22 protein-coding genes are annotated in these 21784 nt (G+C 64.3%); 13 read left to right on the top strand and 9 right to left on the bottom strand.

Annotated elements, in window-relative coordinates; translation table 11 throughout:
• The first annotated feature begins 2 nt into the window (after window positions 1-2).
• Genes H6X51_RS18760 through H6X51_RS18750 form a run of 3 tightly spaced genes read left to right on the top strand, consistent with a single transcriptional unit; the run spans window position 3 to window position 2058 of the window.
• On the top strand, window positions 3-269 hold the full coding sequence (locus H6X51_RS18760) for a DksA/TraR family C4-type zinc finger protein (RefSeq protein WP_185268971.1): 267 nt from the start codon (window positions 3-5) through the stop codon (window positions 267-269).
• An 11-nt stretch (window positions 270-280) separates the two neighbouring features.
• A complete protein-coding gene (locus tag H6X51_RS18755) occupies window positions 281-1255 on the top strand; it encodes a diacylglycerol/lipid kinase family protein (protein WP_221627423.1) in 975 nt (324 codons plus the stop codon).
• Window positions 1252-2058, top strand: coding sequence for a metallophosphoesterase family protein (locus H6X51_RS18750; protein WP_185268970.1), 807 nt, complete (start codon window positions 1252-1254; stop codon window positions 2056-2058). Before H6X51_RS18755 ends, H6X51_RS18750 begins: the two co-directional genes overlap by 4 nt.
• Before the next feature lie 3 nt (window positions 2059-2061).
• On the opposite strand, the gene H6X51_RS18745 is transcribed toward H6X51_RS18750, so the two are convergent.
• A complete protein-coding gene (locus tag H6X51_RS18745; protein WP_185268969.1) occupies window positions 2062-2778 on the bottom strand; it encodes a YebC/PmpR family DNA-binding transcriptional regulator in 717 nt (238 codons plus the stop codon).
• A gap of 174 nt (window positions 2779-2952) precedes the next feature.
• On the opposite strand from H6X51_RS18745, the gene H6X51_RS18740 reads away from it, so the two are divergent.
• The 3 genes from H6X51_RS18740 (at window position 2953) to H6X51_RS18730 (ending at window position 4970) form a co-directional block, all read left to right on the top strand.
• On the top strand, window positions 2953-3480 hold the full coding sequence (locus H6X51_RS18740; RefSeq protein WP_185268968.1) for a transporter substrate-binding domain-containing protein: 528 nt from the start codon (window positions 2953-2955) through the stop codon (window positions 3478-3480).
• 16 nt (window positions 3481-3496) lie between these two features.
• Window positions 3497-3646, top strand: coding sequence for a hypothetical protein (locus tag H6X51_RS18735; protein ID WP_185268967.1), 150 nt, complete (start codon window positions 3497-3499; stop codon window positions 3644-3646).
• A gap of 106 nt (window positions 3647-3752) precedes the next feature.
• Complete coding sequence (locus H6X51_RS18730; protein WP_328795761.1) at window positions 3753-4970, top strand: BaiN/RdsA family NAD(P)/FAD-dependent oxidoreductase; 1218 nt, start codon at window positions 3753-3755, stop codon at window positions 4968-4970.
• Here the strand turns inward: H6X51_RS18730 and lnt are convergent.
• Entirely contained in the window at window positions 4946-6589 is a 1644-nt protein-coding gene (gene lnt / locus H6X51_RS18725) for an apolipoprotein N-acyltransferase (RefSeq protein WP_185268966.1), read from the bottom strand. The two genes, H6X51_RS18730 and lnt, sit on opposite strands and share 25 nt — an antisense overlap.
• Window positions 6590-6727: 138 nt before the next feature.
• On the opposite strand from lnt, the gene H6X51_RS18720 reads away from it, so the two are divergent.
• The 3 genes from H6X51_RS18720 to dbpA all read left to right on the top strand — a co-directional run bounded on the left by H6X51_RS18720 (window position 6728) and on the right by dbpA (window position 9473).
• On the top strand, window positions 6728-7636 hold the full coding sequence (locus H6X51_RS18720) for an acyltransferase (protein WP_185268965.1): 909 nt from the start codon (window positions 6728-6730) through the stop codon (window positions 7634-7636).
• Window positions 7637-7839: 203 nt separating this feature from the next.
• Window positions 7840-8019, top strand: coding sequence for a hypothetical protein (locus H6X51_RS18715; protein WP_185268980.1), 180 nt, complete (start codon window positions 7840-7842; stop codon window positions 8017-8019).
• Window positions 8020-8093: 74 nt separating this feature from the next.
• Window positions 8094-9473, top strand: coding sequence for an ATP-dependent RNA helicase DbpA (gene dbpA / locus H6X51_RS18710; protein WP_185268964.1), 1380 nt, complete (start codon window positions 8094-8096; stop codon window positions 9471-9473).
• A 152-nt stretch (window positions 9474-9625) separates the two neighbouring features.
• On the opposite strand, the gene H6X51_RS18705 is transcribed toward dbpA, so the two are convergent.
• The 6 genes from H6X51_RS18705 to tkt all read right to left on the bottom strand — a co-directional run bounded on the left by H6X51_RS18705 (window position 9626) and on the right by tkt (window position 16043).
• Window positions 9626-10093, bottom strand: coding sequence for a hypothetical protein (locus H6X51_RS18705; protein WP_185268963.1), 468 nt, complete (start codon window positions 10091-10093; stop codon window positions 9626-9628).
• A gap of 13 nt (window positions 10094-10106) precedes the next feature.
• Window positions 10107-10373 (bottom strand): hypothetical protein, encoded by a 267-nt coding sequence (locus tag H6X51_RS18700; protein WP_185268962.1) that lies wholly within the window; start codon window positions 10371-10373, stop codon window positions 10107-10109.
• 143 nt (window positions 10374-10516) lie between these two features.
• Window positions 10517-11581: a class II fructose-bisphosphate aldolase gene (fba, locus tag H6X51_RS18695; RefSeq protein WP_185268961.1), complete on the bottom strand. Its 1065-nt coding sequence runs from the start codon at window positions 11579-11581 to the stop codon at window positions 10517-10519.
• 194 nt (window positions 11582-11775) lie between these two features.
• On the bottom strand, window positions 11776-12933 hold the full coding sequence (locus H6X51_RS18690; protein ID WP_185268960.1) for a phosphoglycerate kinase: 1158 nt from the start codon (window positions 12931-12933) through the stop codon (window positions 11776-11778).
• A 57-nt stretch (window positions 12934-12990) separates the two neighbouring features.
• Window positions 12991-14037, bottom strand: coding sequence for an erythrose-4-phosphate dehydrogenase (gene epd / locus H6X51_RS18685; RefSeq protein ID WP_185268959.1), 1047 nt, complete (start codon window positions 14035-14037; stop codon window positions 12991-12993).
• Between the two features lie 8 nt (window positions 14038-14045).
• On the bottom strand, window positions 14046-16043 hold the full coding sequence (gene tkt / locus H6X51_RS18680; RefSeq protein WP_185268958.1) for a transketolase: 1998 nt from the start codon (window positions 16041-16043) through the stop codon (window positions 14046-14048).
• A 235-nt stretch (window positions 16044-16278) separates the two neighbouring features.
• On the opposite strand from tkt, the gene H6X51_RS18675 reads away from it, so the two are divergent.
• Window positions 16279-17274, top strand: a complete 996-nt coding sequence (locus H6X51_RS18675) for an ArsR/SmtB family transcription factor (RefSeq protein ID WP_185268977.1) — start codon at window positions 16279-16281, stop codon at window positions 17272-17274.
• Window positions 17275-17320: 46 nt separating this feature from the next.
• Complete coding sequence (gene metK / locus H6X51_RS18670) at window positions 17321-18511, top strand: methionine adenosyltransferase (RefSeq protein ID WP_185268957.1); 1191 nt, start codon at window positions 17321-17323, stop codon at window positions 18509-18511.
• Between the two features lie 202 nt (window positions 18512-18713).
• Here metK and H6X51_RS18665 read toward each other — a convergent pair whose 3' ends face one another.
• Window positions 18714-19172 (bottom strand): c-type cytochrome, encoded by a 459-nt coding sequence (locus H6X51_RS18665; protein WP_185268956.1) that lies wholly within the window; start codon window positions 19170-19172, stop codon window positions 18714-18716.
• A gap of 77 nt (window positions 19173-19249) precedes the next feature.
• Between H6X51_RS18665 and ahcY the strand changes: the two genes are divergently transcribed.
• Both ahcY and metF read left to right on the top strand, forming a co-directional pair.
• Entirely contained in the window at window positions 19250-20656 is a 1407-nt protein-coding gene (ahcY, locus tag H6X51_RS18660) for an adenosylhomocysteinase (RefSeq protein ID WP_185268955.1), read from the top strand.
• A 112-nt stretch (window positions 20657-20768) separates the two neighbouring features.
• Window positions 20769-21608: a methylenetetrahydrofolate reductase [NAD(P)H] gene (gene metF, locus H6X51_RS18655; protein ID WP_185268954.1), complete on the top strand. Its 840-nt coding sequence runs from the start codon at window positions 20769-20771 to the stop codon at window positions 21606-21608.
• Window positions 21609-21784 lie beyond the last annotated feature (176 nt).

The following is a 21784-nucleotide window of genomic DNA, read 5'->3' as shown; positions in this document are numbered from 1 at the left end:
TTATGGCAACGGGCTGGGCACAGGATGGGGCAGTTCAGGAACAGATAGATGACACCATCAAGGATGCGGTCGAACGGGCGCGCAGCCAACTGCCGGCCGGCGACAGCCTCCTGCACTGCGAGGAATGCGATGCGCCGATCCCCGAGGCGCGGCGTCGGGCGGTACCAGGGGTGCGGCTGTGCATCGTCTGCCAGGAAGCGCATGATCGTGAGCAACAGCAGGCCAGCGGCTACAACCGCCGCGGTAGCAAGGACAGCCAGTTGCGCTGAGGGGAACACTCGTGAATCATGCGCGCGACAATCGACCAGTGCCTGCCCTGACCGGCAGCGAACCGCTGTACATGGTGATGAATGCCGGCTCGGGCAAGCATGACAGCACCTCGATCCAGGCGACCATAGAGGCGGCCTGCAAGGCTGCGGATCGCCCATGCCAACTGCTCACGGTGGATCATGGCAGCCAATTGCAGGGGGCCGCCGAGCGGGCGGTGCAGCTGGCCCGAGAGCATGGCGGGGTGGTGGTCGCTGTGGGTGGCGACGGTACCTTGCATGCGGTCTGCCAGGCAGTGGTCGGCCAGGGCGTAGCCTTCGGTGTTCTGCCGCAGGGTACCTTCAACTATTTCGGCCGCGCCCATGGCATTTCCCAGGATACCGAGCAGGCGGTGCGTGGCCTGCTGGATGCACGCCTGGAGCAGGTCAGCCTGGGCCGACTCAATGGCCGCTATTTCCTGGTCAATGCCAGCCTCGGCCTCTACCCTCGTCTGCTGGAGGATCGCGAAGCCTTCAAGCAGCGCTATGGGCGCAGCCGCCTGGTGGCACTGTGGTCGGCCCTGGTGACGCTGACCCGGGCACACCGGCAGTTGCAGGTCCAGCTCGATTTCGCCGGCCAACGGCAGCAGATGCGTACGCCGACGCTGGTGGTGTGCAACAACCCGCTGCAGCTGGAACAGATCGGCATCGATCCGCAGCTGCCGGATGATGTCGATCACCTGGTGGCGCTCGCCGCCCGGCCGGTGGGCACCCTGGCGCTGTATGGCCTGCTGCTGCGGGGGCTGATGAGCCGGCTGGGCGAGGCGGAGCAACTGGTCAGCATCGGCTTCGAGAGCATGTCGGTGCGCCTGGGCCAGCGACCACGACTGGTCAAGGTGGCCATGGACGGCGAAATCTTCCGTATGCGCACCCCCCTGGAGTTCAGCGTCGCGCCGGGTGCGCTGTCGCTGCTGGTGCCGCGCAGCGCTCCACCACCGGAGCATCCATGAGCCTGATCCTGCACCTGTCGGACCTGCACTTCGGCACCGAGGATGCAGCGGTGATGCAGGCGCTGTTGCAACTGGCCGAACAGCAGCAACCGGACCTGTGCCTGCTCAGCGGCGATATCACCCAGCGCGCCCGACGTAGCCAGTTCGCCGCCGCGGCAACCTTCCTCACCCGCTTGTCGGCACCGGTGCTGGCGGTACCCGGCAACCATGACCTGCCGCTGTTCAACCTGCCGGCGCGGCTGCTGAACCCCTATGGCAACTATCGCCGGGTGTTCGGCCAGGCGCTGGAGCCAGAGTTCGAGGATGAGAAGCTACTGGTGGTCGGCGTCAACACCACCCGCGCCGCACGGCACAAGAATGGCGAGGTGTCGGCCGCACAGGTACAACGGGTGGCGCAGCGCCTGGAGCAGGCGCAGGCGGATCAGTTGCGGGTGGTGATGGTGCACCATCCGGTGCGGGCGGTACAGGGCTCGGATGTGGCCAACCTGCTGGTCGGCCATGAGCAGGCGGTACCCGCCTGGGTCGACGCCGGCATGGACCTGCTGCTGGCCGGGCATATCCATCTGCCGTACATGGTGCCGCTGGAAGACAGCAGCGGCCGCCAGCGAGCATGGTCGGTACAGGCCGGCACCGGCATCTCGCAACGGGTGCGCGGCGCCATCCCCAACTCGGTCAATCTGATCGAATACCAATCGAACGCCGGCCAGCGCCAATGCAGCATAGCGCGCTGGGATCATGCGCGCGAGCAGCAGCGTTTCGTACAGGTCAGGAAAACCGCGCTGCAGCTTGGCCGCAGCGGCTGACACCTAGACTTCGGCGTTGTGATAGATGTTCTGCACATCGTCCAGATCGTTGAGCATATCGATGAAGCGCTCGAACATCGGCATGTCTTCCTCGCTGATCTGCGTCGAGGTCTGCGGCAGGAACTGGATCTCATCTACTTCGAAATCGACTTCACCCAGCGCCTCGGTCAGTGCCTGGCGCGCCTTGGCGTATTCGGTGTTGGGCGTGAATACGGTGATCAGCCCGTTCTCGTTCTCGATATCGGTCACATCCACATCTGCCATCATCAGCGCTTCGAGCACCGCTTCCTCGTCATCGCCCTTGAATGCCAGGATCGCGCAATGATCGAACATGTGGCTGACACTGCCCGGGGTGCCCATCTTGCACTTGGTCTTGGTGAAGCAATGGCGCACATCGGCGATGGTGCGGTTGGGGTTGTCAGTCAGGCAGTCGACGATGACGATGCAGTTGCCCGGACCGAAACCTTCGTAACGGGCCACGGCGAAATCCTCGCCCCCACCGCCCTTGGCCTTGTCGATGGCCTTGTCGATCACATGGCCTGGCACCTGATCCTTCTTCGCCCGCTCGATCAGCCCGCGCAGTGCCAGGTTGCCGCCGGGATCGACGCCGCCGGACTTGGCACACACATAGATCTCGCGAGCGTACTTGCTGTAGATCTTGGTCTTGGCGTCAGCCGTCTTGGCCATGGATTCTTTGCGGTTTTGATAAGCGCGTCCCATCGTGCGGTCCCGTTCAAATTCAGAAAACGCCGATTTTACGCCAGTTGGCCACCAGGGTGCCCATTTTTTAGTTCACCGCACGTGCCCCGCGTTGCCACAGGATCTTTTAGGCTGAACTCTCCGATAAGCGACCCGGTCTGAATCGATACACCCTGTTGCGAGATACCTTCAGCCATGGCGCGCTTGTTTCGTGTACTCACGGCAGTGCCGATCGCCGGCCTGCTGCTGTTCATGCTGGCGGGTTGCGAGCAGTGGCCGGCCGACCCCCGCGCTTCTCTGGCCAACATCCATGAGCGTGGCACGCTGCGGGTCGGTGTGGTCGAGCATGTGCCCTGGGTCACCCTCGGCGATGACACCGCCCCCGGAGGGCTGGAGGGCCAGCTGGTTGCCGAGTTCGCCGGGCAGTTGGGCGTCGATGTCGACTGGCACCGCGATGGCGTGGAACAGCAGATAGAGGCGCTGAAGAACTTCGAACTGGACCTGCTGATCGGCGGCTTTAGCGCAGCCAACCCCTGGCAGGCCGAGGTGGCGCAGACCTTCGTCTACTTCAGCGAGCACAGCCAACCCGGCGCACTGGCTGATCACGTCATGCTCAGCACCCCCGGCGAGAATGCGCTGCTGATGGAGCTGGAGCGTTTTCTGTTCACCCGGCAGGACCCGCAACGGTATCGGCCCCATCTACATGAGTCCCGGCAGCCATGAACAGGAGACCCGAGAGATGTGGACCCCCACCCCATCACGTTTGCAGTCCCCCTCCACCAGCTCGACCTTCTGGTGGTGTCGTCCCTTTGCCGCCCCGCAGGCGCCCGTGGCGCCGGTGCAACGCCGCCAGCCGCTGCCGGCCTGGCGACGCAAGGCCCTGCTTTAGCGAGCAGGACCGCTGCATCACCATGCGCGCCGGCGTGCTACCATTGCGCGCCGGTGAGGCCACTGCGTCACCGTTACCCGACCGCTGATGCAGGCCACAGAAACCCGTGCACTCCTCCCATAACTTCGATGTGATCATTCTCGGTGCCGGCGCCTCCGGCCTGATGTGTGCCGCCACCGCCGCCCAGCGCGGGCGCCGGGTACTGGTACTGGAGAAAGCCAACAAGCCTGGCAAGAAGATCCTCATGTCCGGTGGTGGCCGCTGCAACTTCACCAACTATCTGGTGGAGGCGGACAACTTCATCTCCACCAACCCGCACTTCTGCAAGGCGGCGCTGAAGCGCTACACGCAGTGGGATTTCATCGGGCTGGTCGAGCGCTATGCGATCGAATACGAGGAGCGCAAGCACAGCCAGTTGTTCTGCCGGCACTCGGCGAGAGACATTCTCAATATGCTGCTCGACGAGTGCGCCCAGGCCGGTGTAGAAATCCGCACCCATTGCGAGATCACCGAGGTCCAGGCGCTGGATTCGCAACACCTGCGCTACCGGGTCGCCGGTCGCCAGGGCCAGCAGGCACTGCGGCTCGACTGCCAGTCTCTGGTGGTGGCCAGCGGTGCGCTGTCGATCCCAACCCTGGGCGGCAGTGGCATTGGCTACGAGATTGCCGCGCAGTTCGGCCTGGCCGTCACCCCGCGCCGCGCCGGACTGGTGCCCTTCATGTTCAGCGACGGCATGAAGGCGGTGTGCGAGCGCCTGTCGGGGCTGGCCCTGGAAGTCCGGGCCAGTTGCAATGGGCAGAGCTTCACCGAGAACATGCTGTTCACTCACCGTGGCATAAGCGGGCCGGCGATTCTGCAGATCTCCAGCTATTGGCAGCCCGGTGATGTGCTGAGCATCGACCTGTTGCCGGGCCTGGATGCCCTGCCCTGGCTGCGCGAAGCCAAGCAGCAACAGGGCCGGCAGTTGCTGAAAACCCTGCTGGCACAGAAGCTCGGTCGCGCCCTGGCCGGCGAACTGCAGCAGCTGTGGTGGCCAGAGGCGGCGCAGCAGCCGCTGGCCGAATTCACCGACCGGCAGTTGCAGACCATCGCCAGCCAGCTCAACCAGTGGCAGTTGAAACCCTCGGCCACCGAGGGCTATCGCACCGCGGAAGTGACCCTGGGCGGGGTGGATACCGACGCCATCAGCTCCAAGACCATGGAAGCCAGGGACCGCCCGGGGTTGTACTTCGTCGGTGAGGTGCTGGATGTCAGCGGTCACCTTGGCGGTTTCAATTTCCAGTGGGCCTGGTCGTCAGGCTACAGTGCCGGGCTGGCGGTCTGAGCCGGCCGGCGGCGTCCGCGCCACAGCGCCAACCCGATCAGCGCGGCCAGCAGGCCATACACCAGGTTGAGGAACAGCTGCGGATGCCGGCTGTAGAAACTGCCCCCCGTATCCGCGTCGAAGGGTACCCGCACCAGCAGCTCGGCGCGGTTGAACGCAGCGCTGTCAGCCAGTACCCGGCCATTGGGCGCGGTCACTACCGAAGGGCCATTGTTGATCAGGTGCGCCATCGGCAGGCGGTTCTCGACCCCGCGCAGAATCGACATGTTGCGGTGCTGGAAGGGTTGCGAGGTCTCACCGAACCAGTTGTCCTGGGACAGGAACAGCAACATCTTGCCGGCACCATCACTGTTCACCGCCGCAGCGACAAACCGGGGAAACGCCGCCTCGTAGCACACCTTGGGCACCACCCGCATGCCGTCCAACTCGAACGACACATGTTCCTGCCCAGCCCCCAGCGGGCGCAGGAACTCGCCGAACACCCGGTCGCTCAAGCCCTTGAGCACCGGCCATGACCAGGGCGGCGGCAGGTATTCGCCAAACGGCATGCGCAGCATCTTGCGGTACCGCGCAGCCAGTTCACCCCGACCATCGAGCAGCGCCACGGTATTGAAGCTGACCTGCTGCGCGTCCAGCCAATGCCGCTCGACATCGTGAAATATCAGCGGCACGCCGCTGCGCGCCACTTCCTCGGCGTAGCGGGCACGCACGCTGAAGTGGTCGAAGTAACCCTTGTAGCGCGCCTCGGGCCAGGCCACCCACTGCGCACCGGCAGCGATCAGGCGCCGGGTGGCCTGCATTTCCTGGGGATATTCACGGCTGAAGCCGGCCGCCGGCTCGGGAATGGCCAGGGTGATGGCGTCGTTGGGCTGCACCAGGCCGATGTGCCGCGCCTGCCACTGCTGCATGCGCAGGTCCCAGCCCTGCAGGCTGACCAGGCCGTAGCCCAGCCAGCCGAGCAATACTCCCCAGGCCAGCCAGTTGGCCACCAGAAAGTGCCGCCCCCGCTGCGCCGGATGCCGCGTCAACAGCCGGAACACCAGCACGCTGAACAGCAGCATCATGGCATCCAGCCCCGGCGCACCGGTGATATCGATAGCCTGCAGCGCCGGCAGGAAACTGACCTGCCCATCGGCGAAATGGGTCTTGAACAGCATCGGATACCAGGCCATGAGCGCCACCACCGACACCGGAAAGACCAGCAGCTCCCAGCCACCCAGGCGAGATACCAGCCAGCGGTACAGCATGCAGCCAAGCCCGATGACCAGACCGAGATAGCACCAGAACAGCAGTGCCAACAGCCAGCTCACGGCCGCACTGGTCTGTTTGAGATTGACGATGAAGTCCGCCAGCCAGTAGCTGCCGCCGGCAAAGCACAGGGCGCCGGCGAACCAGCCCAGCAGCAACGCGGCCAACGGACCGCTACCGCGCAGTGCACACAGCAGCGGCACCCAGGCGAACCAGCCGACCCAATACAGATTGTCATGCAACCAGGGCACGCACAGCAGGAAGCCACTGAGCCCGGCGAGCGACAAACGCGGCAGCCACCGGGGCTGGCTGTCCGCCAGTTGACCGGCAGGTACAGGCACAGCGAGCAGGCGGGAGGAAGGGCGGGACATGAGAGGCTGTTCAGGACAATGGACGTGTATCCATCCTAGAAGCTCAGGACGCCGGTGCAATCCCCTGTCTGTGTGATCTCTGTCACATCCTCAGGTAAAGTCGCTATGCTTGGACCTGATTTGCAAAGGAAGACACACATGCCCCACTGGCTGACCGGCACGCTCACCTGCCTGCTGATCCTGCTCAATACCCTGGTCGGCATCGGACCCATGCTGGTGCTCGGCATCCTCAAGGTCCTGATTCCGCATGCCGGCTTCCGGCGCTGGAGTTCCCGCTGGGTGATGTGGATCGCCGAGACCTGGGCGGAAATCAACAAGGCGATCTTCCGACTGATGACACCCACCGTCTGGGATATCCGCTGCGATACCCGGCTGCGTGGTGACCATTCCTACCTGGTGGTCAGCAATCACCAGTCCTGGGTGGATATCCCGGCGCTGGTCCAGGCTTTCAACCGCAAGACGCCCTACTTCAAGTTCTTCCTGAAGAAGGAACTGATCTGGGTGCCTTTCCTCGGGCTGGCCTTCTGGGCGCTGGACTACCCGTTCATGAAGCGCTACAGCAAGGCGCACCTGGCCCGTCACCCGGAGGATCGTGGCAAGGATCTGGAGATCACCCGTCGCGCCTGCGAAAAATTCAGGGACCTGCCGGTGACCGTGGTGAACTTCCTCGAAGGCACCCGCTTCACCCCCCAGAAACACCAGGCCCAGGCCTCACCCTATCGCCACCTGCTGCGCCCCAAGTCCGGCGGCATCGCCTTCGTCACTGCGGCGCTGGGCGAACAGATGCGCTCGCTGCTGGATGTCACCATCGTCTATCCGCAGGCGCAGCCGCCGGGTTTCTGGGCGCTGGTCAGTGGCCGGGTGCCGCGGGTGGTGGTGGATATCCGCTCATGCACGCTGCCAGCCGAGTTGTTCAGCGGCAACTACAGCGATGATCCGGTATTTCGCGAGCGCTTCCAGGACTGGGTGAACCAGCTATGGCTGGAAAAGGATGAGCGCATCGGCCTGCTGCGTGCCGAATTCGTTCAGCAGCACCTGCACGGCTGACTACCAGCAGCGCACCCGGCTTTCGCCTTTTCCATAGCGCGCAGCCCCCTGCAACGTGCCATAGAGCCAGCATATGGCCTTGTGCCGGAACGAATAAAAACGGGAACCATTACTGCCAAATCGCCTCAAAGCCCATTGTCGGGACTGGGGCAAACCTGCCTACGTCATGTCACCAGGTTGCATCGAACCCATCGATCATGGAAATGGCAGTAGCGATTATGAGCAATTCAAGACGAAGTTGGGGCTGGGCCTATCAGAAGGTACGCAGTTATCACGTCTCGCCGCTGAAGGCGTGTTATCGGGCCACGCGCTTCTGGCTGTTCGGTGATACCGGATCTTTCACCTCCCATGGCGGCTTCCGCAAGTCACGTATCAGAAGCTGAGCCGCCCTTGCCGTGCTGATGGTACGGCGATGCATCTGTTACACTGTGGCGCCTTTCATCCGCAGGTCGCCGCCGTGAGCACAACCTCCTTTTCTTCCCTTGCGCTGCCCTCCTCCCTGCTGGCCAGCATAGAACAACTGGGTTATCAGCACATGACGCCGGTGCAGGCCGCTGCGCTGCCGGTGATTCTGGCAGGGCAGGATCTGATCGCCCGCTCGCGGACCGGCAGCGGCAAGACCGCGGCCTTCGGTATTGGCCTGCTGGCACCGCTGAACCCGGCATTCTTCGGCTGTCAGGCGCTGGTACTCAGCCCGACCCGCGAGCTGGCCGGGCAGAGCGCGACGGCGCTGCGGGCGCTGGCGCGCAACATCCCCAATATCAAGATCATCACCCTGTGCGGCGGTACCCCCTTCGGTCCGCAGGCCGCCTCGCTGGAACAGGGTGCGCATATCATCGTCGGCACCCCAGGGCGGGTCAGGGACCACCTGCAACGCGGCACCCTGGTGTTGGACCGGCTCAACTGCCTGGTTCTCGACGAAGCCGACCGCATGCTCGACATGGGCTTCATCGACAGCATCAGCGAGATCATCGCCGCTACCCCCGAGCGCCGTCAGACCCTGCTGTTCTCCGCCACCTACCCGCCCGGCATCGAGGCCCTGGCCGCGCGCTTCCTGCGCCAGCCACAACAGGTGACGATCGAGGAAACCGAGGTGCGCAATCCGATCACCCAGCGCTTCTACGAGATCAGCGCCGATGAGCGCCTGGACGCGGTGCTGCGCCTGCTCGCGGCCGAGCGCCCGCAACCCTGCATCGTGTTCTGCCACACCCGCCAGCAGTGCCAGCAGCTGCAGCAGTTACTGGCCAGCAACCGGGTCAGCGCACAGGCACTGCATGGCGACATGGAACAACGCGAGCGCGATCAGGTGCTGGCACTGTTCGCCAACCAGAGTTGCAGCGTACTGGTAGCCACCGACGTCGCGGCGCGCGGCATCGATATCGAGGGTGTCGCCGCGGTGATCAATGCCGAGCTGTCACCCGATCCAGCGGTGCATACTCACCGCATCGGGCGCAGCGGTCGCGCCGGCCAGCCGGGCCTGGCACTGAGCCTGGTGGCGCCCGCCGAACAGGGGCGCGCGCGCAGCATCGAACAGCAACTGGGCGAGCCGCTGGCCTGGCATGCCGTGGATAAATTGCCGGAACGGCTGGACCCGCCACTGCTGGCACCCATGCGCACCCTGGCGGTGGCCGGCGGGCGCAAGGACAAGGTACGCCCCGGCGATTTGCTCGGCGCGCTGACCGGCGAGGCAGGCCTGCCGGGCGACGCCATCGGCAAGATCAGCATCAGCGATTTTCAGGCGTTGGTGGCGGTGCGCTGGGATCTGGCCAATACCGCGCTGGAGCGGCTGGAAGAAGGCAGGATCAAGGGGCGGCGGTTCAAGGTGCGGTTGTTGTAGTCCCGAGCACTTATCGCGGCGAGGCGCCGACCGGGCAGGAACCATGGGGTGTAGCGCGCCTGCTGCCTGGCGGCAATCCACTCCCCCCAGCGTAGCGCAGGCGCGCTACACCCCGAATGGACGAGGTGGGGGGAGATACTCCGGCTTGCTGCTCAGCCCAGTACGCGCAACCCGCGCCGGGCCTTGGGACGGGTCAGCAGCCCGAACAGCCAGCTGCCGATGGCGACCGCCAGCAGCATGGCGATCCATTGCCAGTTGCCGGCGGGCACCGTGATGCCGGCCGGCAGGGCCGGATAGAGCGCCGCGACCTTGAATGCCGCCCAGATGCCGCCCGCCCCGGCCAGGGCAAACAGCAGCCAGCGCCAGGGCCGGAAGATACGTGACAGCGCTTCGGCTATCGGCAAGGTGATCAGCAGCGCCACCGCCACCATGGCGGCCACCACCGGCAGCAGGCCGGGCAGGAGTTGCCAGCTGGCCGCCAACCGGCCAGCCAGGTCAGTCGGCGGTTCAGCCAGCGCCAGCAGATTGAGCTGGGCCTGGACCAGGCCACCGAGAATGGTCGCCACCAGGACGGCCAACAGATAGAAGGCGATCACGCGCAATACCGCAATCAATGACATCACTCGTTCCTTGTCAGGGCAGGTCCGGCAGATTGCGCAGGGACTGCTCGTACGCCGCGAGATCGAAGGGCGTATCCTGCTCCAGCATCTGGCCAATATGGTAAGCGAGCACCTGGGCCATCAGGTCCAGACTGTCGGCACGCTCATAACCCACCAGGGTAAGTTTGTTCAGGGTAGCCTGGGCCGCCGCCGGGGAGCCGTCGGCCAGTTGGTTCTCCACCGCTTCCAGCAGTTTTTCGTGGGTGAAGGCCTCATCGGCTTCGTTATCAGCTTGGGACATACAGGGTCTCGTTGTTATTCCGGTCCAGGTGTCCCGGGGTGTGGCGTCCCGGTCCGCGGTCGGGCGCTACGCCAGCGACAGCACAGCAGCTGAGGGCTGTCGGCGAGCAGGCGCTCGCCAACCCCGGGATGCAATGGGCCTGATCAGTTGACCTTGGCCGCCAGCTCACCACTGGCGTAACGCTGGTACATGCCTTCCAGCGAGATCGGCTTGATCTTCGAGGCATTGCCGGCGGTGCCGAAGGCTTCGTAGCGGGCGATACAGATATCGCGCATGGCCTCGATGGTCTTGGCGAAGAACTTGCGCGGGTCGAACTCGCTGGGGTGCTCGGCCATCATCCGGCGGATGGCACCGGTGGAGGCCAGACGCAGATCGGTATCGATATTGACCTTGCGCACGCCGTGCTTGATGCCCTCGACGATTTCCTCGACCGGCACGCCGTAGGTTTCCTTGATATCACCACCGAACTCGTTGATGACCTTCAGCCATTCCTGCGGCACCGAGCTGGAGCCGTGCATCACCAGGTGGGTGTTGGGAATGCGCTTGTGGATTTCCTTGATGCGCTCGATCGACAGCACATCACCGGTCGGCGGCTTGGTGAACTTGTAGGCGCCGTGGCTGGTACCGATGGCGATGGCCAGGGCATCGACCTGGGTTTCCTTGACGAACTGCGCGGCCTCTTCCGGATCGGTCAGCAATTGGCTGTGATCCAGTACACCTTCGGCGCCGACACCGTCCTCTTCACCAGCCATGCCGGTCTCCAGGCTGCCCAGGCAACCCAGCTCACCTTCCACCGAGACGCCGCAGGCGTGGGCGAAGGAGACGGTCTGGCGGGTGACCTGTACGTTGTAGTCATAGTCAGCCGGGGTCTTGCCGTCTTCCTTCAGCGAGCCATCCATCATCACCGAGGAAAAACCCAGCTGGATGGAGCGCTGGCAGACATCCGGGCTGGTGCCATGGTCCTGGTGCATGCACACCGGGATGTGCGGAAACTCTTCGATGGCAGCCAGGATCAGGTGGCGCAGGAAGGGTGCACCGGCGTACTTGCGCGCACCGGCGGAGGCCTGCACGATCACCGGCGAGTCGGTCTTGTCAGCCGCTTCCATGATCGCCCGCATCTGTTCCAGATTGTTGACGTTGAACGCCGGGACGCCGTAGCCGTACTCGGCGGCGTGGTCCAGCATCTGACGCATGCTGATCAAAGCCATGATTCTATTCTCCGATAATCAAAGTTCATGAAACTGTGGTGTAGCCTGTCGCAGAGCGACACGGAGCACAAGTGCTCCGTCTCTACTCGTTACTCCGGCCCCTGCTCCGTCATTCCCGCGAAGGCGGGAATCCAGGGATGCACCGTGCTGTCGGCCACATGGATCCCCGCCTTCGCGGGGATGACGATACAATATCAACCGCGCTGCTGCAGTATCTCGACCGCCGGCAGTACCTTGCCCTCGACGAACTCGAGGAAGGCGCCGCCACCGGTGGAGATATAGGAAATACGCTCGGCCACGCCGTACTTGTCGATCGCCGCCAGGGTGTCGCCCCCACCGGCGATGGAGAACGCCGGGCTGTCGGCAATCGCCAGGGCCAGGGCCTTGGTGCCTTCACCGAACTGGTCGAACTCGAACACCCCGACCGGGCCGTTCCACAGGATGGTGCCGGAGGTCTTCAGCAGCTCGGCGAACTGCGCGGCGGTCTGCGGGCCGATATCGAGGATCATGTCGTCCTCGGCCACATCGGCGACCAGCTTGACGGTCGCCTCGGCATCCTCGGCAAACGCCTTGGCCACCACCACGTCCACCGGCAGCGGTACGCTGACGCGCTCGGCGATCGAACGGGCGGTATCCACCAGGTCGGCCTCGTACAGCGACTTGCCAACCGGCAAGCCGGCCGCGGCAAGGAAGGTATTGGCAATGCCGCCACCGACGATCAGTTGATCGCACTTCTGCGCCAGGGCATTGAGCACATCCAGCTTGGTCGAGACCTTGGAGCCGGCAACGATCGCCGCCATCGGCTTGGCCGGCCTGTCCAGCGCCTTGCCCAGCGCTTCCAGCTCGGCGGCCAGCAAGGGACCGGCGCAGGCGGTCTTGGCAAACCTGGCCACGCCATGGGTCGAGCCCTGGGCACGGTGGGCGGTGCCGAAGGCGTCCATCACGAACACATCGCACAGCGCGGCGTATTGCCTGGCCAGTTCATCGGTGTTCTTCTTCTCACCCGGATTGAAGCGCACGTTCTCCAGCAGCACCACCTCACCCGGCTGCACCTGGACGCCATCCAGGTAGTCACGCACCAGCGGTACCGCGCGGCCCAGCGCCTTGCTCAGGTAGTCGGCCACCGGTGCCAGGCTGTTCTCCTCACTGAACACGCCTTCTTCGGGGCGGCCCAGGTGCGAGCAGACCATGACCGCGGCACCCTTTTCCAGGGCCAGGCGGATGGTCGGCAGGGAGGCGAGGATACGGGCATCGCTGCTGACCTGGCCGTTCTTGATCGGGACATTGAGGTCTTCGCGGATCAAGACCCGCAGGCCTTTGAGATCCAGCTCACTCATGGTCAGTACGGGCATGTATGGCTCCTTGTCGAATGCTATGAATTAGGTTGAACGATGTTCCGGGGCGAACCGCTATTTTCCGGCATCCAGCTGTTGCAGCCAGTACTGCGCCACATCCAGCATGCGGTTGGCAAAGCCCCACTCGTTATCGAACCACACCAGCAGGTTGACCAGTCGCGGGCCGGACACACGGGTCAGGCTGCCGTCGACGATCGCCGAATGCGGATCGTGGTTGAAATCACAACTGGCGTGCTGCAGCTCGGTGTAGCCCAGCAGACCGAAATACTCAGTCTCTGACGCGTTTTTCAGCAGGCGGTTCACTTCCTCGGCACTGGTATCGCGCGATGTCTGCAGAGTAATGTCCAGCGCCGATACGTTGACCGTCGGCACCCGCATGGCCTTGGCCTGCACCCGCCCGGCCAGTTCCGGCAGCAGGCGCTCAATCCCCCGCGCCAGGCCGGTGGATACCGGGATCACCGACTGGAACGCCGAGCGGGTGCGGCGCAGGTCGGTGTGATGGTAGGCGTCGATCACCGGCTGGTCGTTCATCGCCGAGTGAATGGTGGTGATGGATACCTGCTCCAGGCCCAGCTGCCGATTGAGCAGGTCCAGCACCGGGACGCTGGCATTGGTGGTGCAGGAGGCGTTGGATACCAACCGCGCCTGCGGGTCCAGGGTGTGCTGGTTGATGCCATAGACCAGGGTGGTGTCCACCGCCTCGGCGTTGGCCATCGGCTGGGAGAACAGCACCCGCGGCGCCCCGGCCTGCACGAAGCGCTCGGCATCGGCGCGGCTGGTGTACTGGCCTGAGCATTCCAGCAGCAGGTCGAGATCCAGCGCAGCCCAGTCGATATCCTCGGGCTGCGGTGCGCACAGCACCTGCACGCAGTGGCCGTTGATATGCAGGCAGTCGCCATCCACCCGCACCTCGCCGGGGAAGCGGCCGTGGGTCGAGTCGAAGCGGGTCAGATATTCGACACTGGCCTGGTCGGCCAGATCGTTCAGCGCGATGATCTGCATGCCGTCACCGCCACGTTCATGCAGTGCGCGCAGCACACAGCGCCCGATACGGCCGTAGCCGTTCAGGGCGATGCGATAGGGACGCCGGCTCGAGGACATGCTGATGGTCAGTCTTCCAGCAGCTCGTCAGCCACCTGCAGCAGGTTGTCGAGGGTGAAGCCGAATTCCTCGAACAGTGCACCCGCCGGAGCCGACTCACCGTAGCTGTGCATGCCGATGATGCGACCGTCCAGGCCCACGTACTTGTACCAGTAGTCGGCATGCGCCGCCTCGATGGCGATACGCGCGCCGACTTCCAGCGGCAGCACCGCCTGGCGGTATTCGGCATCCTGCTGGTCGAACACGCTGGTACAGGGCATGGAGACCACACGCACCTGGTGACCCTGCTCGGTGAGTTTCTCCCAGGCCTGTACCGCCAGGCCAACTTCCGAGCCGGTGGCGATGAGGATCAGTTGCGGCTCGCCCGCACAGTCCTTGAGCACATAGCCGCCACGGGCGATGGCCGCCTCGGTCTCGTTGTCGCGGATATGGCACGGCAGGTTCTGCCGCGAGAAAATCAGCGCGCTGGGACCATCCTTGCGCTGCACCGCGTGCTTCCAGGCCACCGCCGACTCGACGGTATCGGCCGGACGCCAGGTATCCAGGTTAGGTGTAGTGCGCAGGCTGGTCAGCTGTTCGACCGGCTGGTGGGTCGGGCCGTCCTCACCCAGGCCGATGGAGTCATGGGTGAACACATAGATCACCCGCTGCTTCATCAACGCCGACATGCGTACCGCGTTGCGCGCGTATTCCATGAACATCAGGAAGGTCGCGCCGTAGGGGATCAGGCCGCCGTGCAGGGCGACGCCGTTCATGATCGCGGCCATGCCGAATTCACGTACACCGTAGTACATGTAGTTGCCCGAGGCATCTTCCTGCACCACCGGCTTGCAGCCATCCCACAGGGTCAGGTTGGAGCCGGCCAGGTCGGCCGAGCCGCCGAGCAGCTCCGGCAGCATCGGGCCGAAGGCGTTCAGGCAGTTCTGGCTGGCCTTGCGGCTGGCGATGTTCTCGCCCTTCTCGGCCACCGCGCGAATGTAGGCCGAGGTCTTCTCGTCGAAGTCGGCCGGCAGCTCGCCGGCCATGCGCCGGGTGAACTCGGCGGCCAGTTCCGGGAATTCGGCCTGGTAGGCAGCGAACCTGTCGTTCCACTGCTGCTCGGCCTGGTTGCCGGCGTCCCTGGCATCCCACTCGGCATAGATATCAGCGGGAATCTCGAACGGACCGTGGTTCCAGCCCAGTGCTTCGCGGGTCAGGGCGATTTCCGCATCACCCAGCGCAGCGCCGTGGGAGGATTCCTTGCCCTGCTTGTTCGGCGAACCGAAGCCGATGATGGTCTTGCAGCAGATCAGCGTCGGCTTGTCGCTCTTGCGGGCGGTCTCGATGGCGGTCTTGATCTCGTCGGCATCGTGGCCGTCGACGTTGCGGATCACCTGCCAGCCGTAGGACTCGAAGCGGCGCGGGGTGTCGTCGGTGAACCAGCCATGCACCTCGCCATCGATGGAGATGCCGTTGTCATCATAGAAGGCGGTCAGCTTGTTCAGGCCCAGGGTACCGGCCAGCGAGCAGACCTCGTGGGAGATACCTTCCATCATGCAGCCGTCGCCGAGGAACACATAGGTGTCGTGATCGACGATGTTGTGCCCGGGTTTGTTGAACTGGGCGGCCATGATCTTCTCCGCCAGGGCGAAACCCACGGCGTTGGCGATGCCCTGCCCCAGCGGGCCGGTGGTGGTTTCCACGCCTGGGGTGTAGCCCAGCTCCGGGTGGCCCGGGGTCTTGCTGTGCAACTGGCGGAAGTTCTTCAGATCGTCGATCGACAGGTCGTAGCCGCTCAGGTGCAGCAGAGAGTAGATCAGCATCGAGCCGTGGCCGTTGGACAGCACGAAGCGGTCGCGGTCGGCCCACTGCGGGTTGGTCGGGTTGTGCTTGAGGAAATCCCGCCAGAGCACCTCGGCGATATCCGCCATACCCATTGGCGCACCCGGATGACCACTGTTGGCTTTCTGCACGGCATCCATGCTCAGGGCACGAATGGCATTGGCTCGGTCACGACGACTGGGCATGAACTACTCCTGTGATTTGGCAAGCAAGACAGAGGGCAAACCGGGTCAGGACCGGCCAGCCGGAAAATAAAGGTCGGCATTTTCGCCCAAACTGCGACAGTGGGCAATGAAAACCCCGGCGGCGTTGCACAAAGGCTGTGGTTACGTGACGAATGGGGGACTGCTGCCACCCTATATCAAAATATTTTGATATAGATATTGCGATTACCCGGACGCTTCACTACACTTGCCGACCATGACCAGCAGCCCGACACTCCCCGGCGCCCTCGACGACAGCGCCACCGAGCAGCTTGCCGCCTTCTGCAAGGCGACGGGCGACAAGCTGCGCCTGGACATCCTGCGGGTACTGCGTAGCGACTCCTTCGGCGTGCTGGAGCTGGCGCAGATCTTCGGCATTCGCCAGTCGGGCATGAGCCACCACCTCAAGGTGCTGGCCAATGCCGGGCTGGTGTGCACCCGGCGCGAAGGCAATTCGATCTTCTACCGGCGCAGCCTGGCAGATGCCAGCAGCCACTGGCGGCACCTGCATGAGCAATTGCTCAGTGACCTGGACGCTCTGCCGCTGGACGCGCCAATGGCGCAGGCGATCGCCGAGGTGCATGGCCAGCGCGGCGAGATCTCCCGCCAGTTCTTCGCCCGCTTCGCCGATGGCACCCCGGCACAGCAGGACCTGATTGCGCACTTCGGCCTGTACCGCGAGCCGCTGCTGGACCTGATCGACAGCCTGGCGCTGCCGGCCAATGCCCTGGTGATCGAGGTAGGGCCCGGCGAAGGTGGTTTTCTACCGGACCTGGCCAGCCGTTTCGATCGGGTGCTGGCACTGGACAACGCACCGGCTATGCTGGAACGGGCGCAGCAGCAATGTGCCGAGGCGGGCCTGGGGAATGTCGACTGCCTGCTGGCCGACGCCCTGCAACCGCTGCAGCTGCCGGCCGCCGACTGCCTGGTATGCAACATGGTGCTGCACCACATGCCGGCACCGGCCGAGGCGCTGCAACGCTTCGCCGAGCGCCTCAAGCCCGGCGGCAGCCTGGTATTGACCGAGCTGTGCAGCCACGATCAGAGCTGGGTCAGGGATACCTGCGGCGATCTGTGGCTGGGCTTCGATCAGGATGACCTGGCCCGCTGGGCCAGCAATGCCGGACTCATCGCCGGCGGCAGCCTGTATATGGGACTGCGCAACGGTTTTCAGATTCAGCTTCAACAATTTGCCAAGGGCGGCGACCGGTGACCCTTCACCGCAGCACCCGAACCCGGTTAACCAAAGGGCTATGACTATGAGCGAATACTCGATCTTCACCTCCGAATCGGTCTCCGAAGGCCACCCGGACAAGCTGGCCGACCAGATCTCCGACGCGGTACTGGATGCCATTCTCGCCGAGGACAAGTTTGCCCGCGTGGCCTGTGAAACCATGGTGAAAACCGGGGTCGCCATCGTCGGCGGCGAAATCACCACCAGCGCCTGGGTCGATCTGGAGGACCTGGTGCGCGGGGTGATCAAGGACATCGGCTATACCTCGTCGAATGTCGGCTACGACGCCGACACCTGCGGGGTGATCAACATCATCGGCAAGCAGTCCCCGGATATCGCCCAGGGTGTCGATCGGCAGAAGCCGGAAGACCAGGGCGCCGGTGACCAGGGCCTGATGTTCGGCTACGCCAGCAACGAGACCGACGTGCTAATGCCGGCGCCGATCACCTTCGCCCACCGGCTGGTCGAGCGCCAGGCGGAAGTGCGCAAGAATGGCACGCTGAACTGGCTGCGTCCGGACGCCAAGTCGCAGGTCACCTGCCGCTACGACAATGGCAAGGTGGTCGGCATCGACGCCATCGTGCTGTCGACCCAGCACAACCCGGAAATCGAACAGTCCGATCTGCGCGAAGCGGTGATGGAAACCATCATCAAGCAGGTGATCCCGGCCGAACTGCTGCATGCCGACACCCAGTACCACATCAACCCGACCGGCAAGTTCGTCATCGGCGGCCCGGTCGGCGACTGCGGCCTGACCGGACGCAAGATCATCGTCGATACCTACGGCGGCATGGCCCGCCACGGTGGCGGTGCCTTCTCCGGCAAGGACCCGTCCAAGGTCGACCGCAGCGCCGCCTACGCCGGCCGCTACGTGGCCAAGAACATCGTCGCCGCCGGCCTGGCCGAGCGCTGCGAGATCCAGGTGTCCTACGCCATCGGCGTGGCCCAGCCGACCTCGGTTTCGGTCAATACCTTCGGCACCGGCAGGATCAGTGATGAGCAGATCATCAGGCTGGTACGCGAGCACTTCGACCTGCGGCCTTACGCCATTACCCGTATGCTCGACCTGCTGCACCCGATGTACCGCGCCACCGCGGCCTACGGCCACTTTGGCCGCAGCCCCTTCGAGATGACGGTAAAAGGCGAAACCTTCACCGCCTTCCCGTGGGAAAAGACCGACCGGGCCGAGGCGTTACAGGCGGACGCCGGGCTTTGACGGGGCATCAGGTTTCACCTTAACTGGACACCTGATTTCAACTGTAGGAGCCCCGCCCCGGGGCGATCGGCGCGCACAGCGCGCCCGGGATCTGGACCTGGCACTCCTGGCTGGCCTTGCGGCCAGCGTCGCGGCGGGGCGCCGCTCCCACAATGGGTACACCCACAATAGGCGCAACAGCTGTGTAGGACCCAGCGATCAGCTAGCGCCGGAAGCCCTCATGGCAGCTGCGGCAGCCCTGCTGCACAGCGGCCATGGACTCGGCCACCTGCTCCGGCGTTTCGACGCCCTGGCGGGTGATGGCGACCAGGTCGGTCACGGCATTGCGGTACTGGTCGATGGCTCGCTGCCACTCGGCCGGCTCGGACCAGACGGTAGGCAGGGCGGCATTGCGCTGCTTCGAGTCGCCGGGTTCGGGGAAGTACTGCCACGGTGCTTCGACCAGTTCGACCAGGCCCTCGGCATGGGCGGCGAAGGATTCGCCGTCGAACGGCAGACGCTCACCGAGCATGCCGCCCATCGGCTCGCTGTGGTGCAGGAACTGCTTGAATACGGCCTGGCGCTTGCCTTCGGGCGAGTCGGGGTCGGCAGGACCACCGCAGCCGACCAGGGTCAGCGCGAGGGTCGCGAGCAACAGAATTCGGGGGTATGGAACAGACAACAGGTTTCCTCCCTGGCTGAAAATGAAAGGGCGCATGTTACAGGCGCCCGCCAGCTTACATCCATTTGGAGAGAGTTATGAGCGCAGTCATGCAAGCAGATTTTACCGACTACAAGGTCGCCGACATCAACCTGGCCGATTACGGCCGCCGCGAGATCATCATCGCCGAATCGGAAATGCCGGCGCTGATGGCCATGCGCCGCAAGTACGCCGGCGAGCAGCCACTCAAGGGCGCGCGTATCCTCGGCTGCATCCACATGACCATCCAGACCGCGGTACTGATCGAGACCCTGGTCGAGCTGGGCGCCGAAGTGCGCTGGTCCTCGTGCAACATCTTCTCCACCCAGGACCATGCCGCCGCCGCGATCGCCGCAGCGGGCGTTCCGGTGTTCGCCTGGAAGGGTGAAACCGAAGAAGAATACGAATGGTGCATCGAGCAGACCATCCTCAAGGATGGCCAGCCGTGGAACGCCAACATGGTGCTGGACGACGGCGGCGACCTGACCCAGATCCTGCATGAGAAATACCCCCAGGTGCTCGACGCGGTGCACGGCGTCACCGAGGAAACCACCACCGGGGTACACCGCCTGCTGGACATGTTGAAGAAAGGCACGCTCAAGGTGCCGGCGATCAACGTCAACGACTCGGTGACCAAGAGCAAGAACGACAACAAGTACGGCTGCCGCCACAGCCTCAACGACGCCATCAAGCGCGCCACCGACCACCTGCTGTCCGGCAAGAAGGCGCTGGTCATCGGCTATGGTGACGTAGGCAAGGGCTCGTCCCAGTCGCTGCGCCAGGAAGGCATGATCGTGCGCGTGGCCGAGGCCGACCCGATCTGCGCCATGCAGGCCTGCATGGATGGCTTCGAGGTGGTATCGCCCTACCTCAACGGCATCAACGACGGCAGCGAAGCCTGCATCAACCGCGAGCTGCTGGGCAACACCGACCTGATCGTCACCACCACCGGCAACGTCAACGTGTGTGACGCCAACATGCTCAAGGCGCTGAAGAAGCGCGCCGTAGTGTGCAATATCGGCCACTTCGACAACGAGATCGATACCGCCTACACCCGCCAGCACTGGCACTGGGAAGAGGTCAAGCCGCAGGTGCACAAGATCCATCGCACCGGCAAGGACAACTTCGATCCGGCCAACGATGACTACCTGATCCTGCTGGCCGAGGGCCGTCTGGTCAACCTGGGCAACGCCACCGGCCACCCCAGCCGCATCATGGATGGCTCCTTCGCCAACCAGGTACTGGCGCAGATCCACCTGTTCAAGCAGGGCTACGCCAACCTGGATGCCAGCGCCAAGGCCGAACTGCTGCGTGTAGAAGTGCTGCCCAAGGAGCTGGACGAGGAAGTCGCGCTGGAAATGGTCAAGGGCTTCGGCGGCGTCATCACCCGCCTGACCCAGGACCAGGCAGACTACATCGGCGTGCCGGTGAACGGCCCGTTCAAGCCCGATACCTACCGCTACTGATTGATAGCGATAAGCTGCGAGGTGCTGTGTAGGAGCGGCGCCTCGCCACGATCTGCAGATCCGCTATCGCCCCGAGGCGGGGCTCCTACGAGATGAGTTTGAGAGACACGTCATGACGACCAATAAAAGCATTCCCGTCAGCTTCGAGTTCTTCCCGACCAAGACTGAAGCCGGCCATGAGAAATTGATCGCTGCGGCCCATGTACTGGCCGGGCAGCAGCCCGAGTTTTTCTCGGTGACCTACGGTGCCGGCGGCTCCACCCGCGACCGCACCCTGAATACCGTGCTGCAACTGGACCAGCAGGTGAAGATCCCCACCGCGCCGCACCTGTCCTGTGTCGGCGACAGCAAGGACGACCTGCGCCAGTTGCTCAACCAGTACCGCGAGGCCGGCATCCGCCGCATCGTCGCCCTGCGTGGCGACCTGCCCTCGGGCATGGGCCGGGCGTCCGGCGAGCTGCGCTATGCCAACGAGCTGGTGGAGTTCATCCGCGAGGAAACCGGCGACCATTTCACCATCGAAGTGGCCGCCTACCCCGAGGCGCACCCGCAGGCGCGCAACTTCGAGGACGACCTGCAGAACTTCATCCGCAAGGCCCGCGCCGGCGCCGACAGCGCCATCACCCAGTACTTCTTCAACGCCGACTGCTATTTCTACTTCGTCGAGCGGGTACGCAAGGCCGGCGTGGAGACACCGATCGTGCCGGGCATCATGCCGATCACCAACTACAGCAGCCTGTCGCGCTTCTCCGACGCCTGCGGCGCGGAAATCCCGCGCTGGATCCGCAAGCAGCTGGAGTCCTATGGCGACGACAGCCGCAGCATCAGTGCCTTCGGTACCGAGGTGATCAGCGACATGTGCCGCCGGCTGCTCGATGGCGGCGCGCCAAGCCTGCATTTCTATACGCTGAACCAGGCCGAACCGAGCCTGGCGATCCTGCGCAACCTCTAGAGGCAGTGCATCCGGGGCAGGCAGCTGTCGTCGAGCAAGCGCTCGACAACCCCAGGGGCGTAGCGCTCCCGCGCTGCGCCTGTGGCCTCCGAGCAACCCCGTCGTCGAGCAGGCGCTCGATAAGATGGTCTCCTCCCTCTCCCTCTACGGCGTCGCGATGCGCCAGAGGATAGATG

Source organism: Halopseudomonas xiamenensis (genome assembly GCF_014219065.1).
Classification (GTDB): Bacteria; Pseudomonadota; Gammaproteobacteria; order Pseudomonadales; family Pseudomonadaceae; genus Halopseudomonas; species Halopseudomonas xiamenensis.
Note: the sequence above shows the minus strand (reverse complement) of the source record. Positions and strands in the feature narration are given on the sequence as shown.

Bases quoted from the DNA above. Each gene is read 5' to 3' on its own strand.
- H6X51_RS18760 (WP_185268971.1), top strand. From the start codon at position 3: ATGGCAACGGGCTGGGCACAGGATGGGGCAGTTCAGGAACAGATAGAT.
- H6X51_RS18750 (WP_185268970.1), top strand. From the start codon at position 1,252: ATGAGCCTGATCCTGCACCTGTCGGACCTGCACTTCGGCACCGAGGAT.
- H6X51_RS18745 (WP_185268969.1), bottom strand. From the start codon at position 2,778: ATGGGACGCGCTTATCAAAACCGCAAAGAATCCATGGCCAAGACGGCT.
- H6X51_RS18740 (WP_185268968.1), top strand. From the start codon at position 2,953: ATGGCGCGCTTGTTTCGTGTACTCACGGCAGTGCCGATCGCCGGCCTG.
- H6X51_RS18735 (WP_185268967.1), top strand. From the start codon at position 3,497: ATGTGGACCCCCACCCCATCACGTTTGCAGTCCCCCTCCACCAGCTCG.
- lnt (WP_185268966.1), bottom strand. From the start codon at position 6,589: ATGTCCCGCCCTTCCTCCCGCCTGCTCGCTGTGCCTGTACCTGCCGGT.
- H6X51_RS18720 (WP_185268965.1), top strand. From the start codon at position 6,728: ATGCCCCACTGGCTGACCGGCACGCTCACCTGCCTGCTGATCCTGCTC.
- H6X51_RS18715 (WP_185268980.1), top strand. From the start codon at position 7,840: ATGGCAGTAGCGATTATGAGCAATTCAAGACGAAGTTGGGGCTGGGCC.
- H6X51_RS18705 (WP_185268963.1), bottom strand. From the start codon at position 10,093: ATGTCATTGATTGCGGTATTGCGCGTGATCGCCTTCTATCTGTTGGCC.
- H6X51_RS18700 (WP_185268962.1), bottom strand. From the start codon at position 10,373: ATGTCCCAAGCTGATAACGAAGCCGATGAGGCCTTCACCCACGAAAAA.
- fba (WP_185268961.1), bottom strand. From the start codon at position 11,581: ATGGCTTTGATCAGCATGCGTCAGATGCTGGACCACGCCGCCGAGTAC.
- H6X51_RS18690 (WP_185268960.1), bottom strand. From the start codon at position 12,933: ATGCCCGTACTGACCATGAGTGAGCTGGATCTCAAAGGCCTGCGGGTC.
- epd (WP_185268959.1), bottom strand. From the start codon at position 14,037: ATGTCCTCGAGCCGGCGTCCCTATCGCATCGCCCTGAACGGCTACGGC.
- tkt (WP_185268958.1), bottom strand. From the start codon at position 16,043: ATGCCCAGTCGTCGTGACCGAGCCAATGCCATTCGTGCCCTGAGCATG.
- H6X51_RS18675 (WP_185268977.1), top strand. From the start codon at position 16,279: ATGACCAGCAGCCCGACACTCCCCGGCGCCCTCGACGACAGCGCCACC.
- metK (WP_185268957.1), top strand. From the start codon at position 17,321: ATGAGCGAATACTCGATCTTCACCTCCGAATCGGTCTCCGAAGGCCAC.
- ahcY (WP_185268955.1), top strand. From the start codon at position 19,250: ATGAGCGCAGTCATGCAAGCAGATTTTACCGACTACAAGGTCGCCGAC.
- metF (WP_185268954.1), top strand. From the start codon at position 20,769: ATGACGACCAATAAAAGCATTCCCGTCAGCTTCGAGTTCTTCCCGACC.